Here is a 14,640-nt window from a genome sequence, read left to right as displayed (position 1 = left end):
TTCAGCACCCGAAAGGATCCGTAATGGGATCACCGACAGTCTCTGCGCCGGCCGGCCCGGCCGGTAGCGACCAGCCGCCCAAGTCCAGCTTCAAGCGCGTCCTCACCGGCAGCATGGCCGGTGCCGTGCTCGAGTGGTACGACTTCGCGATCTACGGCATCCTCGCCGCGACCGTCCTCGGACCGCTGTTCTTCCCCGGCGAGGACGGCATCACCAAGCTGCTGCTGGCGCTCGCGACACAGGGCCTCGGCTTCGTCGCACGCCCCCTGGGTGGCATCGTCTTCGGTCATCTCGGCGACAAGTTCGGCCGCAAGCCGATGCTGGTGGCGACGTTCATCATGCTGGGCACCGCGACGGCCGCGATCGGCCTGCTGCCGACGTACGACCAGATCGGTATCTGGGCCACGGTCGCACTCGTCGTGCTGCGCATGATCCAGGGCTTCGCGCTCGGTGGCGAGTTCGGTGCCGCGGTGCTGCTGGTCAGCGAGTACGGCGAGCCGAAGAAGCGCGGCTTCTGGGCGTCCTGGCCGCAGGCCGGCGCACCGATGGGCACGGTCCTCGCGACCGTCGTCGTCTCGATCCTCGGCTTCGCCCTCACCGACGACGCGTTCGACCAGTGGGGCTGGCGTGTGGCCTTCCTGTTCGCGATCCCGCTGCTGGTTGTCGGCTTCTGGGTGCGCCGCGGCGTCGAGGAGTCGCCGGTCTTCAAGGCCGCGCAGGAGCAGGCCGCCAAGGCCCCGCAGGCCGAGGAGCGTTCGAGCATCCTCGAGGCGCTTCGTCGTCCGCGCGCCGTCGTGATCGGGCTCGGCATGCGGCTCGGTGAGAACATCGCGTTCTACGTCTACACCGTGTTCGTGATCGCCTACGCCACGACCTATTTCGACTTCCACCGCAGCGACATCATCATGGCCGTCACGTTCGCATCGCTGTTCCAGTTCGTCGGCATGATCGGCGGCGGCGCGTGGTCCGACCGCATCGGCCGCAAGAAGGCGATGCTCGTGCCTGCGATCATCCTCGTGGCGTGGGCGCCGGTGTTCTTCTGGCTGGTCCAGCTCGAGAGCCTGCCGATGCTGTGGCTGGGTGTGTGCGTGGGTGCGTTCTTCCACGGCATGCTCGCCGGCCCGGAGGCCGCGTGGATCACCGAGCTGTTCCCGACCCGCTACCGCTACGCCGGTTCTTCGCTGGTGTTCCAGGGCTCGTCGATCATCGCCGGTGCACCGGCGCCGTTCATCGCCGTCTGGCTGATCGACAACTACGGCGTCGGTATGGTTGTCGCTTACCTGGTGATCACGATGGCGATCACCGTGACCGCGCTACTGTTCAGCCGCGAGACCAAGGGCGTGGATCTCGACGAGGTTGCGTAATCGAGTCGAGCAGGACCTGATCATCCGGGCCCCGGCTCCGATCCCGACAGGGGTCGGTGCCGGGGCCCGGCCCGTTCATCACACCGCTACAGACAGGAGAGGTCGAATGACCATCGCGCACAAGCTGGTAGGACACGGCCCCGTGAAGGTGATCGCGCTGCACGGATGGTTCGGGACGTCCGAGGGCTGGGGCATGCTGCCCGAGTTGGTCGACACCGATGTGTACACCTACGCCCTGATCGACTACCGCGGCTACGGGGCCCGTAAGGACGAGGTCGGCGAGTTCACGCTCGAGGAGATCTCGGCGGACACGCTCGCGCTGGCCGACGAGCTGGGCTGGGACCGCTTCGCCCTGATCGGGCACTCGATGGGTGGCGCGGCCGCGCTGCGTGTCCTCGCCGACGCCCCCGACCGGGTCACCGCGGTGATCGGCATCAGCCCGGTGCCGGCGTCCGGTGTGCCGTTCGACGACGACAGCGCGGCGCTGTTCGGCGGGGCCGAGAACGAGGACGGTAACCGCTACGCGATCCTCGACTTCACCACCGGCAACCGGCAGTCGGCGACGTGGCTGCGGCAGATGACGCGGTTCTCCGTGGACCACACCACCCGTCCCGCGTTCGGCGCGTACCTGCGCGCGTGGGCCGGAGCCGACTTCGCGGCCGAACTGCCGCAGACGTCCATTCCGGTCAAGGCGATTGTCGGCGAGCACGATCCGGCCCTGGGTGCCGAGACCATGAAGGCCACGTGGATGGCGCAGCTGCCGCAGTGCGAGCTGGACGTCGTCGCCAACGCCGGGCACTACGCAATGTTCGAGGCACCGGTCGCGATGATCACCAGCATCGAGAGGGTGCTCTCGCCGCTGCAGTGACGAACGGGGATACCCGGCACGAACGCGAACGGCCCGCCCCCTCTCGTGGGGCGGGCCGTTCGCGTTGCGACCGGTCATTCGCCGTTCGGGTCACCTGCCCCGTTCCTGCCGACACCCGCGGACGCGAGTGCCGTCTCCCTGGGGGAGTTGTCCGTCGCGGCAGTCTGCTCGGCGCGCTGCCCGATGGAATTGAGCATGCCGGTGATGTCGACGCCGGAGGATTCGAGGGTCTCGATCACTCCCGCGATCGTCGACGGGCTGATACCGAGGATCGAGCCGACGCTGCCGGAGATGCCGTCGGCGCCGCCGACGATCGAGATCCGGTCGATCTCCCCCACCGGCTTCGCTGCCGCGTCGGTTGCCTCGACGAGTGCCTTGAGGACGTCGGGAAGCATCAGCATCTGGGCGGCGGCCGGCGTGTAGGCGTTGAGCGCCTCGGCAACCTTGCGCTTGCCGTCGGCTTCCGCCTCGAGCCGGGCGCGTAGACCGTCCGCCTCCGCCTGCTGTTCGGCGCGCAGCGCCTCGGCCGTGACCGTGCGGCCCTGCGCCTCGGCCGCCAGCCGGGCCTTGATGCCGTCCGCCTCGGCCTGCTGTTCGGTGCGGACGGCGTCGGCGGCGAGCTTGCGGGCGTCGGCTGCAGCTTCACCCGAGCGTCGCGCGGACTCGGCGGCCGCTTCGGCGCGGAGGATCGCGGCCTGCTTCTCACCTTCGGCGCGGGCGATGGCGGCCTGGCGCTCGGCCTCGGCGGGGGCGATGACGTCCGCCTGCAGCGCCGCCTTCGCCTGTTCGGCACGTCGCTGATCGACCTCGATCCGAGCCTCGACCTGCGCGGCCTCGGCCTGCTCCTGAGCGATCCTGACGGCCTTCTCGGAGGTCGCCCGGGCGAGTGGGCCGGCCTGATCCGCCTCGGCGTTCTCCGCCTCGGTGCGGGCGCGCAGCTTCGCCAGCTCGACGTCTCGGGCCTGGTTGGCGGTGGCGATGGCGGTATCGGCCTCGGCCTGCGCGACGGCGCCTTCCTGCCGGGCCTTCGCGGACTGGATCTGGGCGTCGCGGTCGGCATTCGCGGTACCGATGGCTGCGTCACGCTTGACCTCGGCGATGCGGCGCTGGCCGAGGGACTCGAGGTAGCCGTTGTGGTCGCTGATACCGGCGATCTTGAGGACGTCGACCTCCATGCCGATGCGGGCGAGGTCGCCGCCCGCTTCGTCGACGACGCTGCGCGCGAGAGTCTCGCGGTTCGAGTTCAGATCCTCGACGGTCATGGTCGCGGTGATGCCTCGGAGCGACCCGGCGAGAATGTCGTTGATCTGTCGGCGGAGTTCGTCCAGATCGGAGGTCAGGAAGCGCTGGACCGCGGTCTGGACGGCCTCGTCGGCCGAGCCGATACGGACCAGGCCGACGGCCTCGACGTTCACCGGGACGCCGTCGTTCGAAAGAGCGTTCTGCAGATCGATCTTCACGTTGAACGGCTCGAGCGACATGATGTCGACGCGCTCGATTCCGGGGATCTTGAATCGGGCACCGCCACGCACGACCTTCGGGGTGCCGCGGCCGGTGAAGACGGCGACCTCGTTCGGGGGCACCTTGACGTAGTTGCGGACGTAGATGAAGGGCAGTCCGATGAAGACCACCAGGGCAGCCACGATGCCGCCCACGATTGCGACCATGGGAGTTCCTCAGTTTGTTTCGGGCAGTGCAGAATTCGATGCGGATTCGGGGATCGAGACCACATGAACATTGGCGTCGTCGACGTCGCCGATGTAGACGGGAGTGTTCACCGGCAGTGGTGCCGGTTCCGCGGAGACAGCGCGGGCACGGACACGGCTTCCCGCGACATCGGTGAACGAGATCTCGCCCCACTGGCCGGGTTCGATGGCGATGGTGACGATGCCGGTCAGGCCGATGTAGCTGTGCCGCCCGATGTGGGAGTTGGACTGCTGCCGCAGGAGGTAGGGCAGGAGGACACCACGGGTGAGGAAGACCAGGACGATCGCGCACCCGGCGGCCGCGATCGCCGCAACGACACTCGCGCCGCCCGCCAGCACTGTGGCGCTTCCGCCGAGGCCGACGCCGAACAGTGCGGTGGCGGCGGTGGTGAGACTCAGGAAGGGCAGCCCCTCGGCTGCACCGCCGCCGACCGACCCCTCGCCCCCGACCTCTCCGACGACGATCGTCCCGACAAGACCCACGAGACCCATTGCAAGACAGACAAGAAAGAAGACCGTCACTATCGCCCCTCCCCCGGACAGTAGATTCGCCCTCGACCATATCGCAGGTGCTGTCGCGACTGCGTGGCGGCGGTGGCAGTACCGCACCGCGCCGAAGATGGTCCGCGCGAGGCGCCGAAACCTCGGCGCCGCTCGATGTAGCGCGAGATTCCGGTTCTCGTCGCGGTTGCGCTGGTGCTGAGCTTCCTGCTTCAGATGTTCGTGGGCAGGGTCTACCTGATTCCCTCGGAATCGATGGAACCGACGTTGCACGGCTGTCCGGGGTGCACCGGAGATCGGATCGTGGTGGACAAGATCGCCTACCGCGTCGGCGATCCGGAACCGGGAGATGTCGTCGTCTTCCGAGGTCCACCGTCGTGGAACGACGACTATCAGTCACGACGATCGGAGAACCCCGTTCTGCGCGGGATCCAGAACGTCGGCTCGGTGGTGGGCCTGGTACCGCCGGATGAGAACAATCTCGTCAAACGCGTTGTTGCAGTGGGAGGTCAGACGGTGCAGTGCCTGCCCGGCGACGGCGGGGTGAAGGTCGATGACAGGACGCTGGTCGAGCCGTACATCGACAGCCGTACATCGCCCGGAAACGCCGTCCCGTGCCAGGGGGTGTTCTTCGGCCCGGTGGTGGTGCCCGAGGGCAGCGTGTGGGTGATGGGCGACAACCGGGCCAACTCGAGGGACTCGCGATTCCACATGAACGACGACCTCCACGGCGCGGTCCCGGTCTCGAACATCGTCGGCAAGGTGCGGCTGATCGTGCTGCCGCCATCCAGGTGGGGAGTCGTACACGCGGTCGACCCGCAGCAGTAGGCGGAGGCTCGTGATCGACCGCGCACACGGCGACGCCGGCACCCCCGCAGACGGGGTGCCGGCATCGCCGTGTCGGATCCGAACTCGTTGCCGGTCAGGGCTTGCCGGTGAAGACCGGATCCTCGCTGGACCGTCGCGATCGAACCCAGGAGGGGTCCAGGCCGTCGTCGATCGTCTCGGTCACGGACTCGTCGAACACGACGATGCGGTCGGCGATGCGCCACTGCCCGGCGCGCCTCTCGAAGCGGTCGACGTAGCGGCACTTGACGGTGACGCGCGACTGCGGGCCGCCCGGAACCTCCGGCGTCTGCCGCAGGTAGCAGAGGCAGTACGACTCGACGTGCGCGGTGTCGCCGTCGAGGTCGATCAGCACGTTGGTGATGTAGTGCAGCGACGAGTCGATGGTCGCGTGCCGGGACTTCATGTCCTCGATCAGACCGTCGACGGTGCCGATGTAGCCGCCGTGGTTGTCGATCGCGTCGGGGAAGTAGCAGTCGGCCACCCGGTCGAAGTCCTTGCGGTCCACCGCCCGTGCGTAGCGGTACAGGACCTCGGTGATCTCCTGCTTGTCGCTGAGCGACATGCGTATCTCCTCTCGTACGAACGGGCCCTGCCGATGTCGCCACCGGCAGGGCCCGACGGGGCCGACTAGTCGACGCGGAGCTCGATGCCCTTGGTCTCCTTGACGAAGAAGATCGCACCGAGGGTGAGCAGCGCACAGAACACGAAGTAGAAGGCCGGTGCCAGGTTGTTGCCGGTGATGTCGATCAGCCACGTCGCGATGAACGGGGCGGTACCACCGAGCGCCATGTTGGTGATGTTGTTGCCCAGGGCGAGACCGCTGTAGCGGACCGACGCCTTGAGCATCTCGACGTACGTCACGTAGGACGCGCCGTTGACCACCGACACCGCGATGAACAGCACCGACTGACCGAGGACCGCCTGCCAGACGCTGCCGCCCGCCATGAGCATGAACATCGGGACGCCCAGCACGACGGCGGCGATGGTGCCGGCGAACAGCACGGGCTTGCGGCCGTATCGGTCGGCCATGTAACCCGCGATGGGCAGAGTGATGACACCGAGGACCAGCGCCAGCGACGTGGAGAGGAACGCGACGGTCGACGACTGTCCACCGGCCTTCTGCAGGTAGGTGGCCGCGTACACGGAGGCGATGTAGTAGCCGCCGGTGATGAGCGCGCCGAGGAAGATGATCTTCACGAGTGCCGGACCGGAACTGGTGAGCAGCTCCTTGACGGGCACCTTCGCCGTCTCTCCCTTGTCCTCGAGCTCCTTGAACTGCGGGGTGTCCTCCATGTGGTTACGGATCCAGATGCCGACCACGCCGATGACGACGGAGAGCAGGAACGGGATACGCCATGCCCACGACATGATCTGGTCGTGGGTGAACACCGTGGTGAGCGCGAGCGCGGTCAGGGAGGCGACGAGCGAGCCGATGTAGGTACCGGAGTTGACCATCGACGTCTGGAACGCGCGCCACTTCGCCGGTGCCGACTCCGACACGAACGCGTTGGCGCCGCCCAGCTCACCGCCGGCCGCGAAGCCCTGCAGGCAGCGGGCCAGCACCAGGATCGCCGTGGCCCACACACCGAGCGTGACGTAGGTGGGCATCATGCCCATCGCCGCCGTCGCGACGACCATCAACAGGATCGTCCAGGACAGGGCGTTCTTGCGGCCGTACTTGTCGCCGATGTGGCCGAAGAAGATGCCACCGGGCACCCGCAGGAAGAACGCGACGGCGAACGTCGCGAACGTGCCGAGCAGTGCGGCGGTGTCGTTCTCCGAGACGAAGAACAGCGACGCGATGATCGTCGCCATGTAGCCGTAGATGCCGAAGTCGTAGTACTCGACGACGGTGCCCACGACTGCGGCACGCACCACCTTGACGGTGGATTGCTTCGGCGGCGTCTGGGTCTGCACGGGATCCGGTCCTCGGGCGGGCTCGGGGTTACGAACCGCGGGCTCCACAATATCGTTCGTTGGCATGGATGGTCCTTTGTAAGTGTCTGGTACGCAACACGCTCGGTGTCAGATTCCTGCAGTTGTCAGTGCCGTCGATGTCGTCGAGTCGCCGCGCGCGGTGCGCGCAGCGTTGATTCCGGCGATCCGGCCCATCGTGAGGGCGTTCGCCACGGCGTTGCCGCCGCCCACGTATCGGAGGCCGAGGATGCCGGCTCCGGCCTCGCCGGCCGCGAAGAGTCCGTCGACCGGACGACCGGTCCGATCCAGTACGGATGCGTTGCTGTCGATCTCGACGCCCGCGTGGGTACACACGAGTTCGGCGGGCAGCAGCCGGGCGGCGTAGAACGGCCCCTGGTCGATCGGGTCCGGGTTGGCGGTCGACCCCTTGTTCGCGAGGGTGCGATGACGGAGGAAGTCGTCGTCCACACCGTTCGGGAGTTGATCGTTCCACCGCGTGACGGCCGCTTCGAGAGCGTCGGCCGGCACGCCCATTGCCAGGGCGAGATCCGCGAGCGAGTCCGCTCGGAGCGTGCGTCCGGCGTCGGCCTCGTCGAGAATCCGCTCCGGAGCCCAATCAGTATAGCCCACAGGAAGATTCAGTCGTGCCCTCTCGTCGAACACGACCCAGGCCCCACCCTGCTGGGCGTCGATGATCCCGGTGGAGACCGCGTACGACGCGTCCTCGTCCATGAACCGGCGGCCGTCGCCGTTGACGTAGATCCGCGACTTGGGCGGGAAGCCCGACTGCCAGTGGTGGAAGCGCTGGAAGTACGCGGTCGGGAGCACCAGCCCCCAGCCCTCACCGGCGACGGCCGCGTCGACCTGCTCACCGAAGCCGAGGTGATCGCCCTGGCTGCCCGGCGCCGCCACGACGAAGAGGGAATCCCCGCCCCGGTTCGCGAACGGGTACAGCCGGTCGACGAGCTCCTTGTTCTGCGCGAACCCGCCGCTGGCGATCACCACCGACGTCGCGCGGACCTCGATGTCGTCGGCGACGACCCCGACCACGCGACCGTCCTCGACGATCAGCGACTGCACCCGGGTGTTCACGACCACCTCGACGCCCTGGTCGCGGCGGGCCTTGTCGAGCACCTGGACCAGCCCGTAGCCCTGGTCCTTGGGCACGTGACCACGCCAGACGTCCTCGACCCCCGACTGGGCCAGACCCGGCATGTGCGCGTTGGCCGACTCCCGGGCGGGGATCTCCACGCCCAGGCCGATGAGCCATTCGAGCGTCGGGCCGGCGTTCTCGCAGAACGCGCGGACCAGGCCCGGCTTGAGCATCCAGTGGTTGAGGTCCATGTAGTGCTGGAAGAACTTCTCGGCGGTGTCCTCGATGCCGAGGCCGCGCTGGACGCTGGTGCCGGCCGCGGTGAACAGGCCCGCCGACAGCTGCGTCGAGCCGCCCAGCTCGGTCTGCGATTCGAAGAGCAGCACCGATGCGCCCTGCTCGGCCGCGGACACCGCGGCCGCGAGTCCCGCTCCGCCGCCGCCGATGACGACGACGTCCCAGTTGTCTTCACTCATGAGAGGACTCCTCCCGTTTCGGCGAGGATGCGGTGGTACAGCCCGTTGGACACCAGGCCGCCGTCGACCGTCACCTCGCTGCCGTTCATGTAGGTGGATCGGTCGGACAGCAGGAACAGCACCGCGTCCGTGATCTCGTCGACGGTGCCCATGCGCCCGGCCGGAATGCTCTCCAGCGAGGCCTTGACGAAGGCGTCCGCTCCCCCGACGAGAGCGGTGCCCACCAGCCCGGGATGCACGGAGTTCACCCGGATGCCCCATTGCGCGAACTGTCCGGCCGCCGACTTCGACAGCCCGGTCAGGCCCCACTTGCTCGACGCGTACGCCGGCGAGAAGTACCCGACCTGGCCGGAGATCGACGAGATGTTCACGATCGATCCGCCACCGCTCTCGCGCATCAGCGGGGCGGCGGCCTTCATCCCGTAGAACGGGCCGAACAGGTTGATCCGCATGGTCAGTTCCCAGACGTCGTCCGGGGTGTCCATGAACTCGCGTCGACGGCTGATGCCGGCGTTGTTGACGAGACCGCCGAGTTCACCCTTGGTGGAACGGATCTCGTCGATCACGCGCGTCCACGCGGCCGGGTCGGCGACGTCGAGTCGATGCGCCGACGCACTGCCCCCGGCGGCCTCGATCTCGGCCACGACCGTGGACGTGTCCGCGACGTCGGCGACGCACACGTGCACGCGGCGCGCGGCGAGCGCCTTGGCGTGGTTGGCGCCCATGCCGCCGGCGGCGCCGGTGACCAGGACGACTGCGGGGTAAGTCTCAGACATGGCGCGACCCACCGTCCACGGCGATGGAGTGCCCGGTGACGTAGCGGGCGCTGTCCGAGAGCAGGAACAGCAGCGGTCCGAAGACCTCCTCGGGCGAGCCGAGGCGGTGCAGCGGCACCACGTTCAGGGCGTGCTCGAGGGCGGCGGGATCCTCGCGGACCCAGCGGGTCATCTCGGTGTCGATGTAGCCGGGGGCGATCGCGTTGACGCGAATGCCCTTGTCGCCGAGCTCCACCGCCAACGACTCGGTGAGGTGCGCGACGGCCGCCTTGGACGTGCAGTACGCGCCGCGGCCACGGCGGATGCGCAGCGCCGACACCGAGGACATGTTCACGATCGCACCGCCCGGCGCCATGTGCCGCGCCGCGGCCTGGGCGCCGAACAGCACACCCTCGACGTTGACATCGAGGGTCGCCGCGATCTGCTCGGGCGTGATCTCCTCGACCAGCGCGAACGGGAAGATGCCCGCGTTGTTGATCCAGAAGTCGATGCGGCCGAACTCCTTCAGCGCGATCTGCGCGAGGGCCTCGTGCTCGTCGGCCTTGGTGACGTCGACGCGGGCACCGACGACACGTCCGGGCTGGTCGGCCAGCGATTCCGCGGCCAGCGCGGCGTTGATCTCGTCGGCGGTGGCCGTCATCTGCTCTTCGTTGATGTCGGCACCGACGACGTTGACGCCGCGGGTGGCGAGACCGGCCGCGAAGGCAGCGCCCATGCCCCGGGCGGCGCCGGTGACGACGGCGACCTTGCCGGCCATCTCCGGGTACAGCGCGGCCATCAGCGACGCGTCGGTGCGGCCGGGGTTCTGGGTGTCAGCGGTTTCGGTCATGATCTGGTGTTCCTCCAAAAACAATGTTCTGCAAAAGATTCGGGGTGCTCGCCAGCCGAGGCCCGAGGTGTCAGGACTGCGGGGCCTGATCGTCCCGGCGGACCGTGCGTCGCGCGATGCGCCACTGCCCACCGACTCGCACCACCCGGTCGGCCACCGTGGTGAACCGCACGAGGCGGGAATCCCCGCCGATCCGGGTCGCGACGATCTGCAGGTAGGCGTGGACCTCGAGTTCGTCGTCCCCGACCCGCTCGACGGCGATGTTGGTGATCACGTGCCGGTGCGCCTCGCCCGCCACGGACGCGTTCGTGAAGAACGCGCGGGCGAACTCGGTGAGCGCGGCCGTCCCCTCGACCGGGGCCGGGTAGCTGGGCGAGTGGAACTCGCCGTCGGCGGTGAAGGTGGCCGCCCACTCGGCCGCGTGCCCCTCGTCGATGAGCTGGCTCTGTCGGCCGTACAGCTGGTGGATCTCCACGAACGCCATCGCGCCGACGTCGGCGCGGGTCTCGATCCCTGTCATGACGAACTCCTCGGTCACTCTCCGGCGCATCCCGATCGGGATTGCACCGCCCCGCCATGTGTGCGATAATCGAACGCATAGTGCGATTAAGAAGAAGAGTAGGTGTCTCGCCTCACATACGTCAAGGGAGGGATCCATGGCATCGGTCGGTTCCGAAGATCAGATGAACGAAAGCCCTGGGAGAACGAGCGGCGTCCAGCTCGATTCGCGGATGTCGAAGACGCTGCACAACGGCCTCGAGATCCTCGAGTTGCTGACGCAGCACAAGTACGGGTTGACCATCACCGAGATCGGCGAGGGCATCGGCGTGCACCGCACGGTCGCCGATCGCCTGGTGCGCACCCTCGAGGCACACCGGCTGTGTCGGCGCACCGAGAGCAAGCGCATCCTGCTGGGGGCGGGACTGGTCACGCTCGCGGGGTCGGTGGAGCAGGATCTGCGCGAGCTCGCGCGCCCGATCCTCGAGGAACTGGCGGATTCCGTGGAGGCGACAGCGCACCTCGCGGTCCGGGAGGGTGCGGACTCGGTCCGCGCGCTCATGGTCATCGAGCCGCGGAACTCGCGGGCGCACGTGGGCTTCAACGCCGGTCAGATCGACCCGATCAACCGCGGGTCGGCGGGGTTGGCGATGCTGGCGGCGCTACCGCCGCGGGAAGGTGAACGCCCCGAGGTCACACGCGCCCGCGAGCGCGGATTCGCGGTGACCTCGGGGGAGGTGACTCACTCGGTCACGGGCATCTCGGCCACGTTGCCGAACCGTCGGCCGGCCGACCTCGTGAGCATCGGTGTCTCGGTGTTCGACTCGTCCGAGGAGCAGAAGCTGGGCGAGGCCGTCATGGCCGCGGCTCGGCGGCTGGGAGCCCTGTTGCTGCGCTGACCGACGCCGATCACTGCCCTGCCGACGACTATCGACGTGTCATCGTCGAGGAGTATCCGCCGCCACCCGGGTACACCCAGTCGCCGGTCATCGTTCGACCGCCGTCGTCGAAGCTGCCGCGGAAGTACGCCGGGCTGCCGTGCGCGCCGGCCCAGATGGTGAGGACGTCGCCCTCGAGTTCGTAGACGTAGTCGAAGGTGTTGCCCGCCGAGTCGTAGAACCGGGAGACGATCTCGTCACCGACCGGCTCTCCGAACGGATGCAGGTGCCCGATCACCTCGAACCCGCTGACGTGCTCCCCGTACTGCTCGAGTTCGACGTGCTGGATGAGGAAGTGCCCGCCGGGCATCCACTCGTACCGCACGGTGCCCTCCGCTCCCCCGGTCACCGTCCATGCGCCGACGAGCCGGTCGAGTGCTCGAACCCGGTCGCTGGGCCGAGGCGGCTCGTTCCGGCCGAGGACGTCGCTGGTGGTGGTCTCGCTCATGATGTGCTCCTTGTCCGTTCGGAGCAGCGCCGCTGTGGCTGCTCTCGTGGGGACCTCGGAGCCGCGATCGGGATCTCGACACCCGACACGGAAGAACTTCACCGATTTTCTCGGTCGGTGATGTCGAAGGGGCGACCCCGGCTCCGTGGTGTCCGTGAAAGCCGTCCGGATCCGGACGGGCGGGCACGGCAACCGGAGGACATCATGGCCATCACCGCACTTCGCGAGCACGCGACTCGTCGATCGGTCGAGCGGACCCGTCTCCCGCTCACCGCCGCCACGAGCGCCGGGCCGCTGTTCTACGACCTCCGCACGCGTCGCGCCGGTGTTCCTCGGCATCTTCGGGGTGGGGTTCGTCGTCGCCGGCTGCTTCCCGGCGGACCCGCAGAACGGATTCCCGATCGGAGCACCGGCAGGTGCGGTGGACATGTCCTGGCACGCCGTCGTGCATTCCGCGGCGGCCGTCCTGTCGTTCCGCGCACTTGCCGCGGCGTGCATCGCACTGCTGGTCCGCGCGCTCCGCGCTCGACGTGGATGGGCCGCGGTCGGCCACGGAATGACGGCACTGGTGTTGTTGCTGCCGATGTCCCCGTCCGAGTCGAGCATCCAGATCGCGGTCACCGGGGTGATCGCGTTCACGTGGGTCACGGTGTATTCGCTCGGACTGCGCCGCGGACTGTGAAACACATAGGCTGACAATGCAAACGAGCTACGGAGGAGAGCGATGAAGTTTCTGCTGCTGAGCTACACCCCCGCGGATTCCTGGGATGCCGATACCGCGGATGTTCCCAGCGACGACGCGCTGGCCGCGTTCGCCGCCTACCAGAAGTTCGAGGCCGAGCTCCGGCAGACGGGCGAGTTCGTCCTGAGTGAGGGCCTGGGCCACCCCGCGGTGTCGACCACCGTCCGGAAGACCGATGCGGGAGTCGTTGCCACGGACGGCCCCTTCGCCGAACTGAAGGAGGTGCTCGCAAGCTTCGCGATCATCGACTGTTCGAGTCTCGAGCGTGCTCGCGACATCGTCGCCCGGATGGTCGATGTCCTCGGTGAGCCGATGGAGATCCGGCCGATCATGGGCGACGACTTCGCCTGATGGATCATTCGGCCCCCGCGGCGCCGTCCGGGGACCGGCGTATCGAGGACGTGCTGCGCACCGAAGCACCGCACGTGCTCGGCGCGCTGGTGCGCCGCTTCGGCAGGTTCGAGCTGGCCGAGGATGCCGTGCAGGAAGCTCTCCTCGCGGCGAGTCGCAGCTGGCAACAGGACTCGATCCCCGAAGAACCTCGAAGCTGGCTCATCCGCGTCGGTTACCGGCGGATGGTGGATCTCATCCGGTCCGAGCAGGCAACCCGGCGCCGCGAGGAGGAGGCCGCGCACGCCGACGCCGTGCTGATCGATCCCGCACGAACCGGGCCCACCCTCGGGCACCGTGACGACAGCCTGCATCTGTTGTTGCTGTGCTGCCACCCGGCACTCAGCGAGACCTCCCAGGTCGCACTGACCCTGCGCGCGGTCGGTGGCCTGACCACGGGCGAGATCGCCCACGCCTACGGCACCACCGAAGCCACGATGGGAACACGGATCAGTCGGGCCAAGCAGACGTTGAAGAAGGCCGGGGCCCGCTTCGAGATTCGCGCCGACGAAGATGTCGTGCAGCGCACTTCGACCGTCATGCGCGTGCTCTACCTTGTCTTCAACGAGGGCTACACCGCCACCGCAGGCGACCAACTCACCCGCGCCGATCTCACCGTCGAAGCGATCCGGCTGACGCGGATGCTGTGCGATCTGCTGCCCGACGACCCCGAGGCGTCCGGTCTGCTCGCCCTGATGCTGCTCACCGAGGCGCGCCGGTCCGCCCGCACCGACACGGACGAGGAGCTCGTTCCCCTCACCGAGCAGGACCGCACACGGTGGGACGAGCGACTGACCGCGGAGGGTGGGCAGCTGATCGAACAGGCTTGGGCCCGCGATCATGTGGGGCCGTATCAACTACAAGCGGCCATCGCCGCAACCCACGCCCAGGCGAAGACCGCTGCCGACACGGATTGGCCCCAGATCGCCGCGCTCTATCTGTGGCTCGAACGGCTGCACCCGACGTCGCCGGTCCGCCTCGGTCGGGTCGTCGCAGTCGCACATGCCTTCGGTCCACGCCGCGGCATCGCGCTACTCGACGAGTTCGATCGTGCCCACCGGATCACCGATGATCCGCTTGTCGCACAGCGCGCCCGCGCCGTCCGGGCGCACCTGCTCGATCAGCTCGGTGACAACGCCCGCGCGCAGGAACAGTTCCGCGCGGCGGCGGAGCTCACCGCCAACGACATCGAGCGCCGCTACCTCCTGCGCCGCGCCGGCGAACACGGCAACGAGGACAACTGAA

15 protein-coding genes and 1 pseudogene are annotated in these 14,640 nt (G+C 68.2%); 7 read left to right on the top strand and 9 right to left on the bottom strand.

The features are described 5' to 3' along the window. The first annotated feature begins 23 nt into the window (after positions 1–23). Both AC1RIF_RS23140 and AC1RIF_RS23135 read left to right on the top strand, forming a co-directional pair. The gene (locus AC1RIF_RS23140) at positions 24–1,364 is read left to right on the top strand and encodes an MFS transporter (protein ID WP_492603719.1); all 1,341 of its coding nucleotides are present in this window, start codon (positions 24–26) and stop codon (positions 1,362–1,364) included. A gap of 106 nt (positions 1,365–1,470) precedes the next feature. Further along, the gene (locus tag AC1RIF_RS23135; protein WP_492603718.1) at positions 1,471–2,232 is read left to right on the top strand and encodes an alpha/beta fold hydrolase; all 762 of its coding nucleotides are present in this window, start codon (positions 1,471–1,473) and stop codon (positions 2,230–2,232) included. A gap of 74 nt (positions 2,233–2,306) precedes the next feature. Here the strand turns inward: AC1RIF_RS23135 and AC1RIF_RS23130 are convergent, their stop codons facing one another. Beyond that, positions 2,307–3,899: a flotillin family protein gene (locus AC1RIF_RS23130; protein ID WP_492603717.1), complete on the bottom strand. Its 1,593-nt coding sequence runs from the start codon at positions 3,897–3,899 to the stop codon at positions 2,307–2,309. 9 nt (positions 3,900–3,908) lie between these two features. Then, positions 3,909–4,430, bottom strand: a complete 522-nt coding sequence (locus AC1RIF_RS23125) for an NfeD family protein (protein WP_492603858.1) — start codon at positions 4,428–4,430, stop codon at positions 3,909–3,911. A gap of 171 nt (positions 4,431–4,601) precedes the next feature. Here AC1RIF_RS23125 and lepB point away from each other — a divergent pair. Beyond that, positions 4,602–5,267 (top strand): annotated as a pseudogene (gene lepB / locus AC1RIF_RS23120) (signal peptidase I); the annotation flags it as partial. Between the two features lie 94 nt (positions 5,268–5,361). Here lepB and AC1RIF_RS23115 read toward each other — a convergent pair. The 6 genes from AC1RIF_RS23115 to AC1RIF_RS23090 form a co-directional block, all read right to left on the bottom strand. Beyond that, positions 5,362–5,850 (bottom strand): nuclear transport factor 2 family protein, encoded by a 489-nt coding sequence (locus tag AC1RIF_RS23115; protein ID WP_492603716.1) that lies wholly within the window; start codon positions 5,848–5,850, stop codon positions 5,362–5,364. 65 nt (positions 5,851–5,915) lie between these two features. Continuing rightward, positions 5,916–7,271 carry an MFS transporter gene (locus AC1RIF_RS23110; RefSeq protein WP_492603715.1) on the bottom strand — a complete coding sequence of 452 codons (1,356 nt, stop codon included), beginning with the start codon at positions 7,269–7,271 and terminating at the stop codon, positions 5,916–5,918. Positions 7,272–7,313: 42 nt separating this feature from the next. Beyond that, positions 7,314–8,774, bottom strand: coding sequence for an FAD-dependent oxidoreductase (locus AC1RIF_RS23105; RefSeq protein ID WP_492603714.1), 1,461 nt, complete (start codon positions 8,772–8,774; stop codon positions 7,314–7,316). Continuing rightward, positions 8,771–9,550, bottom strand: coding sequence for an SDR family NAD(P)-dependent oxidoreductase (locus AC1RIF_RS23100; protein WP_492603713.1), 780 nt, complete (start codon positions 9,548–9,550; stop codon positions 8,771–8,773). Before AC1RIF_RS23100 ends, AC1RIF_RS23105 begins: the two co-directional genes overlap by 4 nt. Beyond that, the gene (locus AC1RIF_RS23095) at positions 9,543–10,379 is read right to left on the bottom strand and encodes an SDR family NAD(P)-dependent oxidoreductase (RefSeq protein ID WP_492603712.1); all 837 of its coding nucleotides are present in this window, start codon (positions 10,377–10,379) and stop codon (positions 9,543–9,545) included. The genes AC1RIF_RS23100 and AC1RIF_RS23095 overlap by 8 nt, the downstream gene beginning before the upstream one ends. A 70-nt stretch (positions 10,380–10,449) precedes the next feature. Beyond that, entirely contained in the window at positions 10,450–10,899 is a 450-nt protein-coding gene (locus AC1RIF_RS23090; protein WP_492603711.1) for a nuclear transport factor 2 family protein, read from the bottom strand. A 211-nt stretch (positions 10,900–11,110) separates the two neighbouring features. Here AC1RIF_RS23090 and AC1RIF_RS23085 point away from each other — a divergent pair, with 211 nt between their 5' ends. After that, positions 11,111–11,776 carry an IclR family transcriptional regulator gene (locus AC1RIF_RS23085; protein ID WP_492603710.1) on the top strand — a complete coding sequence of 222 codons (666 nt, stop codon included), beginning with the start codon at positions 11,111–11,113 and terminating at the stop codon, positions 11,774–11,776. 28 nt (positions 11,777–11,804) lie between these two features. On the opposite strand, the gene AC1RIF_RS23080 is transcribed toward AC1RIF_RS23085, so the two are convergent. Continuing rightward, positions 11,805–12,263, bottom strand: a complete 459-nt coding sequence (locus AC1RIF_RS23080) for a hypothetical protein (RefSeq protein ID WP_492603709.1) — start codon at positions 12,261–12,263, stop codon at positions 11,805–11,807. A gap of 145 nt (positions 12,264–12,408) precedes the next feature. Here AC1RIF_RS23080 and AC1RIF_RS23075 point away from each other — a divergent pair, with 145 nt between their 5' ends. From AC1RIF_RS23075 to AC1RIF_RS23065, 3 genes are read left to right on the top strand one after another with little or no spacing between them, the layout of a single operon-like run. Continuing rightward, positions 12,409–12,945, top strand: a complete 537-nt coding sequence (locus AC1RIF_RS23075) for a DUF998 domain-containing protein (RefSeq protein WP_492603708.1) — start codon at positions 12,409–12,411, stop codon at positions 12,943–12,945. 42 nt (positions 12,946–12,987) lie between these two features. After that, the gene (locus AC1RIF_RS23070) at positions 12,988–13,356 is read left to right on the top strand and encodes a YciI family protein (RefSeq protein WP_492603707.1); all 369 of its coding nucleotides are present in this window, start codon (positions 12,988–12,990) and stop codon (positions 13,354–13,356) included. Continuing rightward, a complete protein-coding gene (locus AC1RIF_RS23065; RefSeq protein ID WP_492603706.1) occupies positions 13,356–14,639 on the top strand; it encodes an RNA polymerase sigma factor in 1,284 nt (427 codons plus the stop codon). The genes AC1RIF_RS23070 and AC1RIF_RS23065 overlap by 1 nt, the downstream gene beginning before the upstream one ends. Position 14,640: the final 1 nt, after the last annotated feature.

This window comes from Prescottella sp. GW823-FHT02E09 (assembly GCF_058797375.1).
This window is presented reverse-complemented; position numbering and strand designations above follow the sequence as displayed.